The sequence below is a fragment of the Nocardia sp. NPDC058640 genome, assembly GCF_042716995.1.
In the GTDB taxonomy this organism is placed as follows: domain Bacteria; phylum Actinomycetota; class Actinomycetes; order Mycobacteriales; family Mycobacteriaceae; genus Nocardia.
In genome coordinates, this window is record NZ_JBHXRG010000002.1 from 75,040 (window position 1) to 92,304 (window position 17,265).

The window sequence follows — 17,265 nt, forward strand, 5'->3', positions numbered from 1 at the left end:
AAGGAGCTGTCGTGGCATATCAAGGCAAGGTGACCAGCGCCGAATCGCTGGGCCGAATCCTGCAACAGGCACGCCTGCTGAACGGCCTGAGTCAGCGCGAACTCGCCCAGCGCCTCGGCACCACCCAGCGCTATATCTGGGAGATCGAAGCGGGCAAACCCTCGATCTACACCGACCGCCTCTTCGCCATGATGCGCGAAACCGGAATGCACCTCACCGCCACCATCGACCCGAAGAACGACCATGGCTGACCTGCTCGTCGAGTTGTACGACACCCATATCGGAACCCTCGTCGGAACCTGGCGAAACTTCGACTTCATCGCGGATTCGGCAGCAGTCGAGAAATTCGGCATCGACAGCACGATCCTGTCGATGTCCACTCCCTTGACGGCCATCGCGACGCGGCCACGTAAAGACCGGCGGCAGAACTTCTTCCGCGAGCTGCTGCCGGAAGGGCGGATGCTGACCCGCTTGGCGGCAAGACCTCGTTGGCAGGCGTGCAGGACAAGATCGTCCTGGCGCATACCGTCCACGGCTGGAACCGGGTGATCGACGGCTACCCGTCGACGCACATTCTCAAGCCGTCTTCGCGCGACCACCCGACCGCCATCTACGACGAGGAATACGGTGCCCGCTTCGCTCGCGCGATAGGGCTGGCTGAATTCCACACTGTTATAGAAGAATTCGACGGCACGCCCGCGTTGGTCGTCGAGCGGTACGACAGGTCTGTCGATTGCCCCGCCGGAAGGATTCATCAGGAAGACTTCAGTCAGGTGCTCGGAGCGGGCGGCGATCAGAAGTACCAGAAGTTCGGGGGTCGAGTCAGCACGGCCCGCATCGCCGCCGTCCTGTCTGCGGTCGGTGATCGGGTATCGATGGAGAAGCTACTGCGCATGACGACAATGTCGGTCGCACTGGGCAATCTCGACATGCACGCGAAGAACATCTCCCTGCTCCACCACCTCGACGGCTCGACCGTTCTCGCTCCCGCGTACGACGTCGTCCCGCAGGTCCACCAGCCCAATGACGGTGAAATGGCGCTCGCGGTACACCGCGAATACCGTCACCGAGCTATCACCCGCGCCCACCTCGTCGCCGAGGGCCATGCCTGGGGTCTGACCGACGCTGAGCGCATCATCGATGAAACCCTCACCACGATCGCCGATCTCGCCGTCAGCGAGGCCCCGCACCCCTGCGCACATCCCGCCCTGTCCGCGGACATCGCCCGATTCACCGAGAATCTCATCGCAGGTCGCGCCGCCGGCCATCCGACGGAAACCGGTGGCGCATAGCCGAATCGGCTATCCTGGTGACGATCACGGAGGTCACCCATGCCCATCAAGTTCCGCCAGCGCAAATCGTTCGGCCCGCTGAAGTTCAACTTCACCCAAGCCGGCCTGTCCTCCTGGGGCCTCAAAATCGGCCCCTGGTCCTGGAACTCCCGCACCCGCAAAAACAGCGTCGACCTCCCCGGCCCCCTGAGCTGGCGCCAGCGCTGATCGCCGGGATTCACCGAGTCAGCGCCAGGCCTATCGCGAGTGCGATGAGGGCGGTGCCGCAGACCCGCGAGGCAATGATCGCGGGTTTGTCCGAAGTGCCGAGCGCGCCCACGAGCTTGTTGCTGACCAGCGCTACCGCCAGCAGCAACGTGGTGCCGAGTACGTTGAAGGTCATGCCGTAGAACACGACCTGCTGCCATTCGGGGCCGTCCGACGGGCGGAGGAACTGCGGTAGGAAAGTCAGGTAGAAGAGGATGACTTTCACGTTGAGCAGATTGGTCAGCACTCCTCGCCGAAAGGCATCCGACGATCCCGTCTCGACGGGCAGCGTGGCAGCTGACGGGCGTCGCACCATCGCGACCCCGATCCACACCAAATAGGCAGCTCCCGCGTAGGTCAGCACGCTGAGCAACACGGGAGACGCCGCGACCAGAGCCGAAATGCCCACTGCGGCAAGCACCGTGTGGCACGCGGACCCAGTGGCGATCCCCAGCGCGCCCCGAACGCCTGCCCGAATCCCGCCCCCCATTGTCTGACCGATCACGAACATTGTGTCGAGCCCGGGAGTGAGATTCATGGCGAGGGCGGCACCGAGAAACGCGAGGAAGATCGGGAGGGATGGCATGAACAGGTCCGGGGTGTGGATCACTACCGAAGTATCGTCGGTGGACGTGCCGATTATCGGCTGAGGTTCGTCGGCCGTTGTAGCGGTAGCGGTTGGGCGGCAACGGCTGTAGCATTCGCCGGTTGTGATCGGCGCGGCATGGCCGCATAGACGTTGGGGGACTTGTTCTCGTGTGGAAATTCTTGGTGGAGAGCGCGTTCGGGCCAGTGTTCGCGATCGCAGGTGCGGGGCTCGTCTTTCTCATCGTCGCGGCGTTTCTCTGGGATGCGGTCAGTGCTGGGGTGGACTGGGTTCGGGCGCGTATCGGGGGAGGGGTTCCAGCGCAGGTCGAGGAACCGGCGCCGGTGCGTGCGCCTTCGGATGCGCGTCGCACCGCGCAGAGTCGTCAGCGTCGTGAGGCGCGTATCGCTGCCCGTCGCGACGCGATCCATACCAAGCGCGCGGAGGTCGAGGTTTCGCGGGCGGGGCAGTAGGGCGGTTCCCCATCGTGTCGGTTTCGTCCAAGACAGGGTGGGGACGGGGTCTTTAAGCTGACCGCAGGAAGTTTCGGAGCACGGATTTCAGGAGGATTGTGATGGCACGCGAACTGGTTTACACGGGATTCATGTCGCTCGACGGTGTGGTGGATTCGCCCGGCGGGAAGGTCGAAGGGCACCGTAGCGGCGGCTGGGTGATGGAGACCGAGTTCGTGCCGGAGGCGTATTCGCTGAAAGGGGAGGAGCTGGCCGACACCACCGCGCTGATGTTCGGTCGTCGCAGTTACGAGGCGTTCGCGCCGATCTGGCGTGATTCCGAGGATCATGCCGCGTACAAGGATCTGCCGAAATATGTTGTCTCGGAGACTCTTTCCGATGACGCGCTGATCGACGGCTGGGGCGAGATCACCATCCTGCGCTCGACCGAAGACATCGAGAAGCTCAAGCAGACCGAGGGCGGTCCCATCTACATCCACGGCAGTGCCGAACTGGCACAGCGTCTTTCGGATGCCGACCTGATCGACAGGTACAACCTGCTCGTGTTCCCGGTGCTGCTCGGCGCGGGCAAGAGCCTGTTCGGTCGCACCGATCGCCCCAAGCAGCAACTGCGCCTGCGTGATTCGGCAACCTACTCCAACGGTGTCGCCAAGATGGTCTACGACGTCGTGCGCTGAGTGAGATCCAGCGCGATCACACCCTCGCCGCCCTCGCGCAGCTGCCCCGCCGTCCGTCCGACGAAGCGGCGCAGCGCGCGGGCCAGGTGGGGTTCGTCGTAGAAGCCGAGCTTGTCGATGACATCGGCCGACGTCTCACCCGCACTCAGCAGCAGCGCCGCAGTGCGCGCACGGTCGATCTGACGGATCGCGCCCTGGGTCAGCCCGGTCGCCGCCCGGAATCGACGTTCGAGAGTCCGCTCGGTGATCGCCGGTTCCAGCCCACGCAGCGTGTCGGCGACCAGGGCATCACGAACCACCACACCCTGCCCGACCAGCCGCTCGACCAGCGCCTCCACATCGTCGGCGCGCGGAGTCTCCCAGCGTTGCCCATCCAGCCAGAACCCCCGCGCGGTCACATCGGGCAGCACGATCCCACTGTCGACCAGGGTCGGTGCTGTCACCGCACGCAGCGAAGTCCCGACCGCGAACTGCACCCCGACGAAGTCCGCCCCCTCGGGAACCGGCGCGGTACCCGTGCGACTCTCCGGCCCGGTCACCGCCGCACCCGGCACCCCGTTTTCCGCCCAGAACACCAACCCCCACGTCTGCGTCGCCACCGAGGTCATCTCCGCGACCTGCTCACTACGGCAGGTCCACACCGACTCCACCCACGCAGAATCCGACCACCGGGTCTCGAACACCAGTCCCACGGCAGCGATCCTAGTCAGCCGAAGGACCCGTGGTCATGGCGTCTGGGTTCCCCGCAGGGTGGTGATGGCCTTTTCGATTCGGCGCTGACGTGTTTCGGGTTTCTTCGCGCTGTCGATCGCGTGCACGTGGGTGCGCTTGTTGCTGTGCGAAAGGTTGTCGTATGCGGCGCGGGCGAGGGGGTCGGCGTCCAGGGCGTGGGCGAAGTCCTCGGGTTCGACGACGGTGCGGGGCTCGGTGTCCAGTTCCAGTTCGACTTCGACCTCGTCGCCGATCTCGACACCTGCGGCCTGCCGGTTGGCGTGGCTGAGGCCGATCAAATGGCGGCCGCGTAGGAGGGCGATTCGGCTCTTCCAGGAGTGGCCGTTGAGGGTGATGGTCACCGGTGGTCGTGCGCCCGCGTCGAGTGCCGCGACGACGTCGGACGGGACTTCGAGACCTCGCATGGGTTCCGGCGGCTCAACGGTGGAACGAAACTTCATGACCGTCTCCTGTTGTCAGCGGTGAATTCCCTTGCGGCAATTATCAACCCGTTGCGTTCCCGGCACCTTCCGGCGCGAGGATCAGGGCGGTGGGGATGGCGGCGAAGGCGTGGTGCAGGCGGTCGATGAGGGCTGGGCGGCCGTTGTCGCCGTCGGATCGGACCCATGCGCGGGCGGCGATGCTCCACGCCGTGGTGGTCAGTTCGGCGAGGATGTGCGGGCGCAGGTCGTCGGGGGCGAGTCCGAGTTTGGTTGTCAGACAGTCGATTACCTGGTGTTCGACGCGGGAACGTTGGTATTCGACGTGGCCCAACAGGGTTGGGGCGGTGAGGATCAGGCTGCGGGTGGCGATGTAGCGGCGGTCCCAGTCCTCGGGCAGGGACTCGACAGCTTCGGTGAGGGTGTCCCGGAGTTCGGTGAGGATGTGTCCCTCGGGTTCCCGATATTCAAGCACCGCAAGGTATTTCGACCACAGCTCCGTCTCGGATTCGACGGCGACGGCTTCCTTGGTGGCGAACGCCCGGAAGAAGGTGCTGCGTGAAACCTCGGCCTCGTCGACCAGTTGCTCCACGGTGGTGGCGTCGAACCCCTGCTCGGTGAACAGGCGAAGGGCGACGTCGGCGAGGGTGCGGCGGGTGCGCAGTCGCTTGCGTTCGCGCAGCGGTAAGGCGCGGTCGTCGGAAGGCATGTCGTCATCATAGTTCGCACCGAAACCGAGTCGCTGAAGAAACTGCCTCTAAATTGATACTTGTGCACAAATGGTACTGAGTGTCAGAATATGACCACGCCGAACGGCGCACGCGACCAAGGAGCCCGACATGACCACCACCCTGAACCCGTCGATCATCGGCCAGGCCGAAAAGCACCACACCGCGATCCTGACCCGCGCACTGTCGGGCACCACCCTGAACGAGCAGCGCTGGATCACCCTGAACCAAGCCCTGTCCGCCGACGGCCCGATCGACCGCACCGCCCACATCACCCGAGTCGCGCACATGACCCAGTGGGACCCCGCCACCATCGCCGACGCGATCACCGCCCTGGTCGAAGGCGGCCTACTCGGCGAGTCGACCGACGGTCAGCTCGAACCCACCGAAGCAGGCCGAGTCATGGTTACGCAGGTACGCACCGCATCCAGCAAAATCCTGACCCCCGCCTACGGATCCGTCTCCCCCGAAGACCTGGCCATCGCGGCCCGAGTGCTGACCACCATCACCACCTGCATGTCCGAGGAACTGGCCCGCGCGTGAGCTCGATGAGCGCCGACGGCACTTGAATCAGCGGGCCGTCAGTATTCGGCCGAACAACTACAGGCCACCGTCAACGGAGCCTTGGCGGCCGGGGGCGCACAGGCCGCGCCCCGTTGAGGGCGGGTCGTTCCCGGACGGTGCGGGCCGAACGCATGGTGGTCTGACTCACAATGCTTGACCTGAACCATTATTGAGGGTTGAGGGTTGTGTGCATGAGTACGAACATGATTCAGCCCCCGGTGATCGACGACGACACCGTGGACCACACCGCCGACATCGCCGCGATCCACCAGATTGTCACCGACACGCAGACCGCGTACAACACCAACGACGCGGAACTCATGACCGCCCAGTTCATCGCGAATGCCGTGGTGGGCAATGCCGCCGGCATGCTGATCAGCGGACGTGACGCGCTACTCGACGCGAACAGGCGCGGGTTGGCCGGATTCCTGAAGGACGAATACGTCCGATACGACGTCGCCGACGTGACCTTTTTGCGCCCAGACGTGGCCGTTGCGCGCAAGACGGCCCGCGCCACCACAGCTGACGGCACCCTGCTCGACGCCGACCCCGCAATGGTCGCACTCTACGTACTGGTCAAGCAGGACGGACAGTGGTGGACCGCGGCCAGGCAGAACACCCTGGTGCCGTCGGCGGGATGATCCCGACTCAACCACCGGTATCGCCCTGTTCGCGTGGGCTCAGTATTCGAGGTCGGTCCAGCTGAGTGTGAGAGGGAAGGGGTGGTTCAGGTCGACTTCAGGATGGACGGTCGGAGACCATTCGCTGACCAGGGCGTATTGGCGCGGTCGCAGCGGGGTGACGCCTGCCGGTAGGTCGGTGGGCGTGGCCAAGACGTAGGTCAGGATGGTGTCGATGCGTCGGCCCTCCCGGTCGAGAAGAACCTCCCAGTACTCACCGATCCCCGCCTCGGCGTAGCGGGCTTGCTTGGTCAGCATCTGGCCGATGTGGTTGGACGGGGAGAGCACTTCGCCGACGATGACGACGTCCTCAGCGAAAATCGGCGTCCATGGCTCGTCGGGGCAGTGGTAGACCATGAAATCCGGGGTGAGGAAGTCGTCTTTCGAGCGGCTCAGAAAGACATTGGTTTCGGTGTCCACTTGCCAGCACTCGCCCGGGCGGGCCTTCATGCTGCCTCGCGCGGCGTTCTCCAAGGCGTTGCGCAGGCGAGTGGCGAAACGTTGGTGCTCCGGCGGGCCGGTGCGAACCCAGACCGGATGCCCTTTGACCAGTTCGATACGTTCCGACTGATCAGGGGGTAGGGCGCTCAGCTCGGCCCAGGTCATTCGCGCGGGCAGGGGAGGGAACTCTGCGGACGGTTTCGACACCGCTTACTCCTCCTCGCACCCTGGCGAACTGTGATGCCCTCGAAAAAGCCAGGTCATAGTCGGTCGCAACTCGATCTGAGTCTAGCGCCCGGTGGGGCGGTCGCCTGCCGTTCCCGGGCTCTCGACCGATTCGCAAATTCCAGACAGCCAGGTTCCATCCCACCTCGAGGGGTCAACGGTGGGGCGAGCTGCGTCCGAGGCGGACCATGGCGCGGTAGAGGGCGCGGGGACTCGGGGCCGGTGGCAGCAGCGGTGTTTCGGTGCCTGGGGTGGCGAAGGCGCGCAGCAACTAGTTTCTGAACATCTCGAGTGGAAGGGAAAGTAGTATGGGGCAGTTAATTTATGGCCGGACCAGGAGCGATGTCAAGCGTTGGCCTTCTGACCTTGCGGCTCGAGCGGCTCTGGGACTCTATCTGGATCAATTGCCACCGGTGTCGATGTCGATGTCGGCATCCAATCTCTTCCATGGGGACGGTCTGGATCTTTCCCGCTCTGATGTATCGGGTTTGTTCTTGGAGGGCGCATCCTTGAATGGGGCCGATCTGACTTCGGCATGTGTATCCGATGCGGATCTGTATACAGCGTGGATGATTTCGGCCGATTTGCGTAATGCTGATTTCAGTCGTAGCGATCTCCGCAAGGTCGAAGGTCGTGACTGTTCGGCATCTGGTGGTATTTTCTGTGATGCTCGTCTTCAGAGCGCGGTCTTCGAGGACTCGGACTTCCGGCGTGCAAATCTGGTTGGTGCTGACTTGCGGAGCGCAAGCTTTGCGGATGCCGATCTCGGATCCGCCGATCTGCGAGGCTGCGAGTTTTCTTCGACAGACTTTTCGGACGCTCGAATGGGTGGATGTTCGGTGGCGGGCGCTTCGGGGTCCATAATTGGTCCAGTGGATGTCGGAGTGAACTCGGCTATGGTTCTCGCGGGTCCCGAGCTTAAGAAATGGTTCAGCGAAAATGGAGCTGTGGATGTCACCATTCGATCGTGAACCCCTGTCATCGACTCCGAACTTTCGAAGGCGAGGAAACACGCAAGACAACTCGGTGACTACGGAACGAGTACAACAAAATCGAGAAGTACGGTGATCGCGCTTGGCAGGATCCAGAATAGTGAGGAGGAGATGGTATGGAACCCGACAAGAATGTCTTCGTGGTTGATCACTGGTACGAACTCGACAATGGTGAGGATGTAGTTCGGACCATTGGAATTTACTCATCGGCGGAGGAGGCGGAAAAGGCAGTGGAACGCATGTCGGTCCTGCCGGGTTTTCGTGATCGACCCGATGATTTCTGTATCAATAGATTGACGCTGGGGCATGACAATTGGTCTGAAGGATTTGCGTAAGGAGAGGAGTTTGTCATGGAAGATGTCTTCCTGCTGAAGCACTCATATCGAAAACAGGGCGGAATTGATGAGGTGAAACGGATCGGCGTGTACGCCACCGAGGAAGACGCTCGCGCAGCGATCGACCGGTTGCAAGAACAAGAAGGATTTCGCGACCATCGGTACGGATTTATTATTCAGCGCTACGTGGTCGACTCCGACAATTGGACCGACGGTTATTGAGCCGAGGCTTCCTACCAGCCCACACCCGCCGCGCCTGCGTGCTGCGCTGCCTCGTCCGCCACCGGGCTGATGCCTGCCGATGGTGTCGATGCGTCGGCCTTGGTTGGTGAGCGCATGGGCGGGGAAGCGTCGGGAACTGGAGATTCTGGTGCCCTCGAAAATACCTGGTCATAGTCGGTCGCAAGTCGATCTGAGTCTAGCGCCGTGGTGGAGCGGTCGCCTGCCGATCCCAGGCCCTCAGGTCGATTCACAAATTCCACGCTGGTGCTACCATTTTGGTATGACCACCATGAGTGTCAGGATCCCCGACCACATCGCCGAGGGGCTGAAGTCGGCTGCGGATGACCTGCATATCAGCGTGAACGCCGCGGTCGTGCAGGCCATCGAGCAGTGGCAGGCCGCTCAGGGTCACCGGCGCCGCGTCGATACCGCGCTAACCGACATTCTCGGAGAGGACGCGGTGCTGCTCGAGCGGCTGGCCGACGCGTGACCGAGTACCTCAGTGTCACCGACCTGTTGAAGGTCAATGCCGCGGTTCTCGGCGCTGCGCGGCCGGCTATCCGCGATGCCGGTCTGGTGGCGGCGGCTGCGGCCCGGCCTGCAGCCACGGTCTTGGGCGAAGACGCCTACTCTGACTTGGCAGGCAAGGTGGCGGCCATGATGCATTCGATCGTGCGCTCGCATCCATTCCTGGACGGCAACAAGCGCACCGGCTGGGTCGCGGCGCGGCTGATGGCTCGTTTGAACGGCCATACCATCGCGCTGACCGAGAACGAGGCCTTCGATCTGGTCGTCGAACTCGCCGCGGTGGACACCGAGGTGCCGGCCTTGGCCAAGCAGCTGAGAGTCGAACCGATCACCTGATCGACCGCGCATCGAGGTCGAGCAGCCGTCGTTCGTCAACGGAAAGGCGCGAATTCTGGTGCCCTCGGCAGGACACACAAAACATGGGCAACCGGAAAACGCCTGGTCACCGTGGGTGACTACGCATTGTAGGTCTGGACCAAATATACCCGGCACCCGTCTCGTGAGGGAGCCGGTGCGGGTTGTGGCGAGACGGACCGGCCGGATCGACCGGGTTGCTAGCCGACCCCGACTGTGGTGCGGAAGGGCCGTTGTTCGGTGTGGATTGCCCATAGTTGTTCGGGGAGTGCGTCGGGTGCGTACTGGGGGTCGCCGCCGCCGATGGCGCCGGGGATGATCAGTTGCCCGACCCGGATATTGCGTGGCTCGAGTGCTTCGTGCAGCATCGCGCCGTAGGCGGACTCGCCTGCGAAGGCGATCGAGGTGCCCGCGACGCTGGTGTTGGGTTGAGCGGCGCTGGAGCCGTTGACGAACAAAGATCGTGCCTCTGCCGAGTTCGGTCATTCTGTCGAGTACCTGTTCGACGGCGGTGACGGGGCCGAGGATGGAGAATTCGGTCGCGGCGGAGAGGTCCTCGGCGGTGGTGTCGAGGACGGGTCGCAGGAAGTCCTGGCGGGGGACTGGGCTGTACTGGAGAACTTCGATCGGGCCGAGGTCGCTGGAGTCTGTGTCGAGCGCGGCGGCCAGGGTGGTCCGGTTTTGCACATCGGCGGGGTACCCGGCGGCTGTGGTGGATTCGGTGGTGAGTTCGTGGACGGTGCCGCTGGTGTATTCGGCGGGGCCACCGGTGAATTCGACGTCGCGCTGGGCGACGGCGGTATCGATCATGGCTTTGCCCTGGTCGAGGGTGACCGAGTGGTTGAGCCCGTTGCGGGCTGCCGCGCCCATGTCGTAGCGACTACCGCGCGGGCCAACTCGGCTACTGGTCGCGACGGTGTTTTCGCAGGATTCGCCATGTCGACGGCGCGGAAGGAGAGCGCCTCGCCGCGATGCAGACCAAGGCGATTGCCGCGCTGTTGGTTGGTCTGTCTCCGCGATCATGGGGACGGTGACGGTGGGAGCTGAATACAGGCGGTGCTGGTCGGGACAGGCGATCCGGTTGATCTGCGTGTCGTGGCAGTTTGATCGGTGTGTCGGTGACCTGACCCCGAGCCACGCGTTCGCGTTATTGCGACAGAAGCGGGCGCACGGTTTGTTTAGAAGCCCCGTTACGCGCGGCCTGCGGCAAGATCGTCCCCGGTGCTGCTAGACATGCATCCGTGCACCCAGCGCTCTCGCCATCACAGATTCGGGTTCTGCATCATCTCGTGACCGCCGAGATTCCGTTCCCTGATGCTATAGCGGCCGCAGTCCGGGGGCTTGACCAGGAGAGCATCGCAGCCGACGTGCGAACTCTCAGTTGGATGGGCCTACTGGAAGTCACCGGTGAGAGTCTGGTTATCACGCCGCGAGGCAAGGCAGTCTACTTCGAAGCCGAGTGCGCCACGCTTGGCGAACGCCTGGCTGAGGTGAGCGTATTCGCCGATGAGATGCAGCGACGTACACCCTCACTCAGTCCGGAAATGCACGCGCTCCGTGAACTCGCAGAAGGTGCATGGACCGGAACAGAGGCGGTAGCGTATGTCGAGCGTTGTGCGAAGACGCGCTGAGCTGGCGCTACGGTTTCTCGTCGGCGTTCAGATGAAGCTCGTCGTGACTGGTCTTGAGTTGACGACGGGGCCTGCGAGCCTTGTCGGACACCGGCAAGATCGCGACCTTCTCAAGGTCTGCCACCGTGACCTTGGGTCCGGCGAGGATCCGGTCCAGCAGTTCCTGTTGCACGGGAGCGAGGTCGGTGAGTCGGCGCAGCACGGAGAGCAGTTCCATGAGTTCGCGCGACCAGCTGGATGGCCACGAGTCGACATGCAAGTCGTCCAGTGGGCTCGTCTTGCGGCTGTTGGGGTTCGCCTTGCGGTATCCGAACCACTTCTTGACGATCTGCATGCCGCCGACGTCATAGTTCCACACCTCTGTGGGGACCGGGCTCACGAATCCGGCACCCAAGTACAGGGTTTGGTTCATCTCGGCGTAGTGGATTTCGCTCGGAACCTCCGTCCCGATGTGCTGGTCGTAGCGGAGCCGACGCGGATCGCCTGGAGGGAAGAGGACATCTCCTGCTGGTCGGCCGTCGTTCGGATCGATGTACCGTTCCCCGTAGGTCGAGGCCCACAGCAGACGCTCGCCAAGCTTCACGGCCTCGTGCCACAGATCGGGATCGCGAGTGAGCGGCAGCCGTACGCCAGGAGTGAGTAGTTCCTCGGCGAACCGCTCGGTGAACCCACTGTGCCCGGTGACAGCCGCCACATATGCGGCCAGGTCGTGCACCGTGATGCGGTCGAGGCCGAGCTCGGTTGCCAAGTGGGCGAGCAGCCGCGGATGCACATTGGGTGTGCCGTCCGGGTGGAGGATCGGCATGATTTTGCCGCCGCGGCCGTTGAAGTGGTGGGTGTCGGGGAGCAGCGCGGTGGCGACGACGGCCGGCCCGGTCTCGATCTCCTGGGAGGACTGCTGGTTGAGGAAGAGCTGTCCCGGCTGGAGGGCTTCCCACAGCGTGGGTCGGGCGAAGTCGATGACGCGACTGTCGGAGATCAGCCACTGCCGGTCGAAGCTGCGCATGGCGATGCGGATCAGGTCCGGCGTGAGGTCAGTTTCGTCTGCAAGCCCGTGGGCGTGCTCAGGTTGTCCGGGCAGCGGGGGCCGGCGGGCGTGCAGTGAACGATCTCGCGTCCCCTTGAACAGCTTCGCCTGTTTGTCTGGGTCGGCCTCGTGGATCAGACGCGCCCAGCGCCGTTGGAGCAACTGCTCGCTGGGGGCGTTGACCCACGAGCGGTTGGCGGTAATTCCCAGACTTCCCCAGAGGAAAAGATCATCGAGAGCGGGATGGTCCTCCCACCCCGTCTCGGTGACTGGGCGGAACGGGCGGATGGCGGCAGAGTGCGTGTCCTGCCAGCCGTCGTCGTCCAGTTGGATCTCTTTGAGCTGGCGGTACTTATCCGCTCGCCTGCCCTGTACGGCTCGGTAGTGGATGTGGGCGGGCCGATCGGGATCGGTGTCCTTGCTGCGGACGAAGATGCAGATGGCCAGCGGCTGGGCAACACCAGGGAAAATCCGGGTGGCCACATCTGGGCGATGCCCTTCCGGAGAGAGGTCTATAACCCAACCCTCGTCGCAGGTGCGCCTCAGGTAGTTACGCATGCCACGGCCACCGGGGCCAGTGGTGAAGCCAGCGGGGGTGATGAAACAGACGACTCCCTGCTGGTCCTGTTGATCGGCGTCGAATACCTTCCAGGTTGCCCAACGCCAAAAGTAGATGTAAAGGTTCTTGAGCACGTGCTCATAGCGGCCGTTTCCGGGCCACTTGAACGCTTCGATCGGGGTGCTGCCCTGCGCCGGGCTTCCCTTCTCTATCCAGCCTCCGCGGCCCATGGCCTTGTCGTCGTAGGGTGGGTTGCCGATTGCGACGGTGACCGGTGTGTTTGCCTTCACCTGGTTCGCTCGTCGACGCGATTCCGAGATCACGCCGTACGTTGAGGCGAGGGTTTCCTCGGCCAGATACGGGTTGTCCAATGTGTCGGTGACGAACAGCTTCATACCGTCGGGCGGTGCGACTGCTTGGTACCGCTTGAGCAAGTCCGAAGCCCTTAGCTCGGCGACGGCGAAGGGGCCCATCTGCAGCTCGAAACCGATGAGGCGCTTTGCCAGACTGCCTATCGCATCCGGAATCGCCCCAGGGCCATCGTTATCCGCCGTCCAAGCGGCGACGTGCTCGATAACCGCGTGTAGGTATGTGCCCGTCCCCATCGCCGGATCGACGATGCGCACGCCGTCGTCCGCGTATCCGGCCTGGCGACCCAAGCGGGTACGGAGCACATCCTCGGTGAGGCGCACCATCTCCTCGACAATTTCCCGAGGGGTGTAGTACGAGCCGCTCTTCTGGCGGAGCTTCTCGTCGTATACCTCCAGGAACGATTCGTACAGGTGTAGGTACGCATCCCGTCGACCCTTGCGGATCTCCGCCCAGTCGACAGCGTCGATCACCTGGATAAGCAGGTCGAGGCTGACCTCGAAGCTTACTGTGATGTTGTCGGTCAGGAGCTGGAGGGCTTTGCCCATCAAGGCGTGTCCGTTATCCAGGCGTCGGCCGATCTCGTGTAGCCCCACTCCTTTCACGGAGATGTCCTCTGTACGCGCCAGCAGAAGCGCGAAGGTCACCGTCTGGGCATATCCGTCGGCAAAGGTAGCGTCGTCAGCTGACGGGAAAAGCAGCCTACGCCAGTCGTTTTTCAGCCCAGTGAACCGCAGTTCCTCGGGACGCGCGCCCTCAGCTGCATACTGTCCCTCCCATTCCAGCTGCTCCAGGACGGCCGCACGTAGCAGGCGGCACAGCGGCGCGGTGCGACGGACCAGTGTGTTGATACGGCGGATCGGCTCAGGAACCCAGTGGAGGAAGGTCCTCAGAAGGGCATGGAACGCTGCAGGCTCCCGGACGGACAACGAGCGTCCTGCGCTTCCGAGATCGCCGTCGAAGAAGACTGGCGCACCGATCAGCTCGCCGGAGCGAAAGAGGCGCCATTCAGTGCCGTTGGTGTAGAGGACGTTCGGCAAGTCGCGGAGCCGTTCCCACTGCTTCTTGTTACGCCCGGTGAACTTCTCTGGATCGACCGTCTGACCGGGGCGCTTGACCTCGACATAACCTACGATTTCACCGTGCACCTCGACCGCATAGTCAGGGCGCACGCCAACATCACGCAGGGGCGTTTCGGAATGCCACAGGACGCCGTCCATGGCGTCGTGGCTGCCCACAGCTTCCAGGAGATTCTGCAGCGGTGGTCGAATTGACGCCTCGGGATCGCCCGGTCCGTTCACCATGGCCTTGCATGACGCACCGAAGATCGAGATAGCTTCTGCCAGCCAGTCGAACTCCCGACCCTGCGTCACTGCCACACCCCCGCCCTATCGATCGCGACGCGAGGAGTATGTCACATCCTAGCCCTAGAGGATGACGTGAAAGCGCTTGGGACCAAACACGTTTCGGTGCGATGATCGGCGACGGTGCGATTATCCGGCCAGAGATCGTACTCCAGCCCGCCACCCTTCATCGGCACGCACGCTCGGCCTGGCCGAAGATGTCGCATGCCGTTGACATCCGTCAATGGGCTTGCATCGGACAGGTCAGCCGTGATCGAGGATTCACAGCCGCTTCAAGACAAGTTTCGAGCTGCCCCGGTGGGCGTTGTGAACCAACACGGACCGGCATGGGTGTCAGCAATCCGAGAAGACGCTGGTCAGATACGGTACGTCTCCTCCAAGACCAACCGCTCCGCGGTTGGCCAGTTTTGGGTGCCCTCGGCAGGATTCGAACCTGCGACACCCGCTTTAGGAGAGCGGTGCTCTATCCCCTGAGCTACGAGGGCGGGGGGCACGTTTCGGCGGGCCGAGGTGAGTATAGCGTGGGGGGAGGGGTGGGGGTGTTGGCCCGTTCAGAAGGTGTCGAAACCGCCCGCGCCGCTGTCGAAGCCGGTGCCTGTGTCGAAATCGCTGGGGTTGTCGTAGGCGGTTTCGGTGGGGGTGGGGTCGTATCCGCCCTGGTCGTAGGTGGGATCCAGGGATGATTCGCCGGTGCCGTCTTCGAAGGCTCTGGTGTCGTAGTCGACTCCGCTCATGCCGGCGAACAGAGTGGTGAACAGCAGGGCTGCGCCTGCGCCCCAGGCGCCTGCGATGAGGGCGGGTTTCCACCAGGGTTCGGAGTACCAGCCCGCGGGGACGGGGCGGCCTGCTACTCGGCCGCCGGGGAAGTAGTTGGGGGTGCCTGCGGAGGGGGTGGGGGAGGCGGTGATGGCTCGGCCGTTGTGGTCGACCGTGCGTTTTTCGTCGACCTGGCCTGCGATGTCCTGGCCGTCGAGGGTGGGGATCGCGGGGCCCGGGTCCATGTTCATGGCGGTGCGGGCGGCGCGGATGTAGTAGAGGCCTTCCAATGCGGACTGTTTGGCCAGGCGGGCTTGGGCGGGGGAGCTCGCGCGGTCGATCTGGCCGCCCGCGGCGTTGTAGCGCTCGGAGGCGTCGGCCAGCGCCTGGCGGGAGGCTTCGTTGCGCGGGGTGAGTTGGTAGACCTGGCCGCCGAGTCGCTCGATGGTGACGCGGGCGTCGGCCTGCGCTTCCTCGAGGTCACGCAGGTTGCGCTTGTTCTGTTCGGCGCGCAGGTACAGCAGAGCGCCGACGGACACGATCACGATAACGACCAGCCACCACACCATCGGGCGCCTCATTTCGTCGAGGTCTCGAGATGAGGTCCAGTTTACTGACCAGTTGCCAGAACCATCCGACCGCCACTGATCAGCACATTACAGATTAGCTACCGACACCTTTTCGAGCCGTGTACCCCCCACAAGGCTCAACCCGAAGTGGCCATCACCTTTTCGGTTCGGGCAATCACCAGGAAGTCTCTACCAAAGGGGCCCACAGGGCCCCGCTCGAGCGCGCCAGCGCTCCAAAAACACAGCCACCAAACGACCCCGAACGGGCAGACCCCGACCCCTCACCCAGCCAAATGTCGCGCAATCACCAACCGCTGGATCTGATTGGTCCCCTCGAAAATCTGCATGACCTTCGCTTCACGCATGTACCGCTCGACGGGGAAGTCCTGGGTATACCCGTAGCCGCCGAAGACCTGGACGGCGTCGGTGGTCACCTTCATGGCCGCGTCGGTGGCCACGAGTTTGGCGACCGATGCCTGACGGGAGTACGAAAGGCCGGCGTCGCGGCGGCGGGCGGCGTCGAGGTAGGTGGCGCGCGCGGTATCTACCGCAGCGGCCATATCGGCAAGAACGAAACCCAGTCCCTGATGGTCGATGATCTTGCGGCCGAAGGCTTCTCGCTCTTTGGCATAGGCAACCGCTTCATCGAGGGCGCGCTGAGCAACACCGGTAGCGACCGCAGCGATGCCGAGCCGCCCCGCATCCAAAGCGCTGAACGCGATCGAAAGCCCTTGTCCCTCTTCGCCGATCAGCCGCTCAGTAGGCAGAAAAACATCGTCATAGGCCGCGGTGGTGGTGGGAATACCCCGCAATCCCATCTTCTCCTCGGGCTTGCCGAAGCTCAACCCAGCAGTATCGGCGGGAACCAGGAAGCACGAGATCCCCCGCGACCCTTCGCCGGTACGAGCGAACAGCGTGTAGAAATCAGCACGCCCACCATTGGTGATCCAGGCTTTGGTGCCGTTGAGCAGATAACCCCCGTCGACGGCGGTGGCCCGGCAGCGCAGGGCGGCCGCGTCAGACCCCGCGTGCGCCTCGGAAAGACTGTAGGCGCCAACAGTTTCGCCGGAAAGCATCCGTTCCAGCCACTGCTGTTTCTGCTCGTCGGTGCCGTAGGTGAACAACGGATGGCACGACAACCCGTGCACACTCACCGCCACGGCGACCGCGGCCCACCGACTGGCCAACTCCTCGAGCACCTGCAGATACACCTCGTACGGCTGCGCCCCACCGCCGAACTCCTCCGGGTAAGGCAGGCTGAGCAACCCTGCCGCCCCGAGCGCCGCGAACACCCCCTCGGGAAACACGCCGGTCTTCTCGCTCTCGACCACGCGCGGCTCGAGCACCTTGTCGGCGATATCGCGAGTCAGTTCGATCAGGTCGCGCGCCTCGTCGGTGGGCAGCATCCGCTCAACAGCCATGCGCGTCACAGTACGGCGGGCATTCGTCGTTCACATAGCGGCCCGGAGCCGGCCTCGCGAACGGCCGCGGATCTA

Annotated in this window: 23 protein-coding genes and 1 tRNA gene; 14 read left to right on the plus strand and 10 right to left on the minus strand. The window is 63.7% G+C overall.

What is annotated here, in order from left to right; translation table 11 throughout:
* The first annotated feature begins 11 nt into the window (after window positions 1-11).
* Genes ACFWU5_RS05290 through ACFWU5_RS05305 form a run of 4 tightly spaced genes read left to right on the plus strand, consistent with a single transcriptional unit; the run spans window position 12 to window position 1,499 of the window.
* Window positions 12-251, plus strand: coding sequence for a helix-turn-helix domain-containing protein (locus ACFWU5_RS05290; protein WP_379241342.1), 240 nt, complete (start codon window positions 12-14; stop codon window positions 249-251).
* Entirely contained in the window at window positions 244-549 is a 306-nt protein-coding gene (locus ACFWU5_RS05295) for a HipA N-terminal domain-containing protein (RefSeq protein WP_379241343.1), read from the plus strand. Before ACFWU5_RS05290 ends, ACFWU5_RS05295 begins: the two co-directional genes overlap by 8 nt.
* Window positions 498-1,292, plus strand: coding sequence for a type II toxin-antitoxin system HipA family toxin (locus tag ACFWU5_RS05300; RefSeq protein WP_379266270.1), 795 nt, complete (start codon window positions 498-500; stop codon window positions 1,290-1,292). Before ACFWU5_RS05295 ends, ACFWU5_RS05300 begins: the two co-directional genes overlap by 52 nt.
* A 39-nt stretch (window positions 1,293-1,331) precedes the next feature.
* Complete coding sequence (locus tag ACFWU5_RS05305) at window positions 1,332-1,499, plus strand: DUF4236 domain-containing protein (RefSeq protein ID WP_379266271.1); 168 nt, start codon at window positions 1,332-1,334, stop codon at window positions 1,497-1,499.
* 10 nt (window positions 1,500-1,509) lie between these two features.
* Here ACFWU5_RS05305 and ACFWU5_RS05310 read toward each other — a convergent pair whose 3' ends face one another.
* Window positions 1,510-2,148, minus strand: a complete 639-nt coding sequence (locus tag ACFWU5_RS05310) for a LysE family translocator (RefSeq protein ID WP_379266272.1) — start codon at window positions 2,146-2,148, stop codon at window positions 1,510-1,512.
* Between the two features lie 161 nt (window positions 2,149-2,309).
* Between ACFWU5_RS05310 and ACFWU5_RS05315 the strand changes: the two genes are divergently transcribed.
* Complete coding sequence (locus ACFWU5_RS05315) at window positions 2,310-2,597, plus strand: hypothetical protein (RefSeq protein ID WP_379266273.1); 288 nt, start codon at window positions 2,310-2,312, stop codon at window positions 2,595-2,597.
* 101 nt (window positions 2,598-2,698) lie between these two features.
* Window positions 2,699-3,274, plus strand: coding sequence for a dihydrofolate reductase family protein (locus ACFWU5_RS05320; protein WP_379266274.1), 576 nt, complete (start codon window positions 2,699-2,701; stop codon window positions 3,272-3,274).
* Here the strand turns inward: ACFWU5_RS05320 and ACFWU5_RS05325 are convergent.
* Genes ACFWU5_RS05325 through ACFWU5_RS05335 form a run of 3 tightly spaced genes read right to left on the minus strand, consistent with a single transcriptional unit; the run spans window position 3,256 to window position 5,134 of the window.
* Window positions 3,256-3,966: a helix-turn-helix domain-containing protein gene (locus ACFWU5_RS05325; RefSeq protein WP_379266275.1), complete on the minus strand. Its 711-nt coding sequence runs from the start codon at window positions 3,964-3,966 to the stop codon at window positions 3,256-3,258. The genes ACFWU5_RS05320 and ACFWU5_RS05325 overlap by 19 nt on opposite strands.
* A 33-nt stretch (window positions 3,967-3,999) precedes the next feature.
* Window positions 4,000-4,446 carry a YdeI/OmpD-associated family protein gene (locus ACFWU5_RS05330; RefSeq protein ID WP_379241349.1) on the minus strand — a complete coding sequence of 149 codons (447 nt, stop codon included), beginning with the start codon at window positions 4,444-4,446 and terminating at the stop codon, window positions 4,000-4,002.
* 43 nt (window positions 4,447-4,489) lie between these two features.
* Entirely contained in the window at window positions 4,490-5,134 is a 645-nt protein-coding gene (locus tag ACFWU5_RS05335; RefSeq protein ID WP_379266276.1) for a TetR family transcriptional regulator, read from the minus strand.
* 130 nt (window positions 5,135-5,264) lie between these two features.
* Between ACFWU5_RS05335 and ACFWU5_RS05340 the strand changes: the two genes are divergently transcribed.
* Together ACFWU5_RS05340 and ACFWU5_RS05345 are read left to right on the plus strand one after the other, a co-directional pair.
* Window positions 5,265-5,696 carry a hypothetical protein gene (locus ACFWU5_RS05340; RefSeq protein WP_379266277.1) on the plus strand — a complete coding sequence of 144 codons (432 nt, stop codon included), beginning with the start codon at window positions 5,265-5,267 and terminating at the stop codon, window positions 5,694-5,696.
* A 212-nt stretch (window positions 5,697-5,908) separates the two neighbouring features.
* Window positions 5,909-6,358: an SgcJ/EcaC family oxidoreductase gene (locus ACFWU5_RS05345; RefSeq protein WP_379266278.1), complete on the plus strand. Its 450-nt coding sequence runs from the start codon at window positions 5,909-5,911 to the stop codon at window positions 6,356-6,358.
* A 39-nt stretch (window positions 6,359-6,397) separates the two neighbouring features.
* On the opposite strand, the gene ACFWU5_RS05350 is transcribed toward ACFWU5_RS05345, so the two are convergent.
* Entirely contained in the window at window positions 6,398-7,045 is a 648-nt protein-coding gene (locus tag ACFWU5_RS05350; protein ID WP_379266279.1) for a Uma2 family endonuclease, read from the minus strand.
* 326 nt (window positions 7,046-7,371) lie between these two features.
* Here ACFWU5_RS05350 and ACFWU5_RS05355 point away from each other — a divergent pair, with 326 nt between their 5' ends.
* From ACFWU5_RS05355 to ACFWU5_RS05375, 5 genes are all read left to right on the plus strand, one after another.
* Window positions 7,372-8,034: a pentapeptide repeat-containing protein gene (locus tag ACFWU5_RS05355; protein WP_379266280.1), complete on the plus strand. Its 663-nt coding sequence runs from the start codon at window positions 7,372-7,374 to the stop codon at window positions 8,032-8,034.
* Window positions 8,035-8,171: 137 nt separating this feature from the next.
* Complete coding sequence (locus ACFWU5_RS05360) at window positions 8,172-8,390, plus strand: hypothetical protein (RefSeq protein ID WP_379241356.1); 219 nt, start codon at window positions 8,172-8,174, stop codon at window positions 8,388-8,390.
* Window positions 8,391-8,405: 15 nt separating this feature from the next.
* Window positions 8,406-8,612, plus strand: coding sequence for a hypothetical protein (locus ACFWU5_RS05365; protein ID WP_379266281.1), 207 nt, complete (start codon window positions 8,406-8,408; stop codon window positions 8,610-8,612).
* Window positions 8,613-8,892: 280 nt separating this feature from the next.
* Window positions 8,893-9,102 (plus strand): hypothetical protein, encoded by a 210-nt coding sequence (locus ACFWU5_RS05370; protein WP_379266282.1) that lies wholly within the window; start codon window positions 8,893-8,895, stop codon window positions 9,100-9,102.
* Complete coding sequence (locus ACFWU5_RS05375; RefSeq protein WP_379266283.1) at window positions 9,099-9,476, plus strand: type II toxin-antitoxin system death-on-curing family toxin; 378 nt, start codon at window positions 9,099-9,101, stop codon at window positions 9,474-9,476. The genes ACFWU5_RS05370 and ACFWU5_RS05375 overlap by 4 nt, the downstream gene beginning before the upstream one ends.
* 218 nt (window positions 9,477-9,694) lie before the next feature.
* Here the strand turns inward: ACFWU5_RS05375 and ACFWU5_RS05380 are convergent, their stop codons facing one another.
* Complete coding sequence (locus ACFWU5_RS05380) at window positions 9,695-9,952, minus strand: hypothetical protein (RefSeq protein WP_379266284.1); 258 nt, start codon at window positions 9,950-9,952, stop codon at window positions 9,695-9,697.
* Between the two features lie 831 nt (window positions 9,953-10,783).
* Between ACFWU5_RS05380 and ACFWU5_RS05385 the strand changes: the two genes are divergently transcribed.
* Window positions 10,784-11,125 carry a hypothetical protein gene (locus tag ACFWU5_RS05385; protein WP_379266285.1) on the plus strand — a complete coding sequence of 114 codons (342 nt, stop codon included), beginning with the start codon at window positions 10,784-10,786 and terminating at the stop codon, window positions 11,123-11,125.
* A gap of 7 nt (window positions 11,126-11,132) precedes the next feature.
* On the opposite strand, the gene ACFWU5_RS05390 is transcribed toward ACFWU5_RS05385, so the two are convergent.
* The 4 genes from ACFWU5_RS05390 to ACFWU5_RS05405 form a co-directional block, all read right to left on the minus strand.
* The gene (locus tag ACFWU5_RS05390) at window positions 11,133-14,453 is read right to left on the minus strand and encodes a type ISP restriction/modification enzyme (RefSeq protein WP_379266286.1); all 3,321 of its coding nucleotides are present in this window, start codon (window positions 14,451-14,453) and stop codon (window positions 11,133-11,135) included.
* A gap of 403 nt (window positions 14,454-14,856) precedes the next feature.
* Window positions 14,857-14,929 (minus strand) — tRNA-Arg (locus tag ACFWU5_RS05395).
* 66 nt (window positions 14,930-14,995) lie between these two features.
* Window positions 14,996-15,769 (minus strand): DUF1542 domain-containing protein, encoded by a 774-nt coding sequence (locus tag ACFWU5_RS05400; RefSeq protein WP_379266287.1) that lies wholly within the window; start codon window positions 15,767-15,769, stop codon window positions 14,996-14,998.
* 281 nt (window positions 15,770-16,050) lie between these two features.
* Entirely contained in the window at window positions 16,051-17,190 is a 1,140-nt protein-coding gene (locus ACFWU5_RS05405; protein WP_379266288.1) for an acyl-CoA dehydrogenase family protein, read from the minus strand.
* Window positions 17,191-17,265: the final 75 nt, after the last annotated feature.

Bases quoted from the DNA above. Each gene is read 5' to 3' on its own strand.
- ACFWU5_RS05295 (WP_379241343.1), top strand. From the start codon at position 244: ATGGCTGACCTGCTCGTCGAGTTGTACGACACCCATATCGGAACCCTC.
- ACFWU5_RS05305 (WP_379266271.1), top strand. From the start codon at position 1,332: ATGCCCATCAAGTTCCGCCAGCGCAAATCGTTCGGCCCGCTGAAGTTC.
- ACFWU5_RS05320 (WP_379266274.1), top strand. From the start codon at position 2,699: ATGGCACGCGAACTGGTTTACACGGGATTCATGTCGCTCGACGGTGTG.
- ACFWU5_RS05330 (WP_379241349.1), bottom strand. From the start codon at position 4,446: ATGAAGTTTCGTTCCACCGTTGAGCCGCCGGAACCCATGCGAGGTCTC.
- ACFWU5_RS05335 (WP_379266276.1), bottom strand. From the start codon at position 5,134: ATGCCTTCCGACGACCGCGCCTTACCGCTGCGCGAACGCAAGCGACTG.
- ACFWU5_RS05340 (WP_379266277.1), top strand. From the start codon at position 5,265: ATGACCACCACCCTGAACCCGTCGATCATCGGCCAGGCCGAAAAGCAC.
- ACFWU5_RS05345 (WP_379266278.1), top strand. From the start codon at position 5,909: ATGAGTACGAACATGATTCAGCCCCCGGTGATCGACGACGACACCGTG.
- ACFWU5_RS05355 (WP_379266280.1), top strand. From the start codon at position 7,372: ATGGGGCAGTTAATTTATGGCCGGACCAGGAGCGATGTCAAGCGTTGG.
- ACFWU5_RS05360 (WP_379241356.1), top strand. From the start codon at position 8,172: ATGGAACCCGACAAGAATGTCTTCGTGGTTGATCACTGGTACGAACTC.
- ACFWU5_RS05365 (WP_379266281.1), top strand. From the start codon at position 8,406: ATGGAAGATGTCTTCCTGCTGAAGCACTCATATCGAAAACAGGGCGGA.
- ACFWU5_RS05370 (WP_379266282.1), top strand. From the start codon at position 8,893: ATGACCACCATGAGTGTCAGGATCCCCGACCACATCGCCGAGGGGCTG.
- ACFWU5_RS05400 (WP_379266287.1), bottom strand. From the start codon at position 15,769: ATGGTGTGGTGGCTGGTCGTTATCGTGATCGTGTCCGTCGGCGCTCTG.
- ACFWU5_RS05405 (WP_379266288.1), bottom strand. From the start codon at position 17,190: ATGGCTGTTGAGCGGATGCTGCCCACCGACGAGGCGCGCGACCTGATC.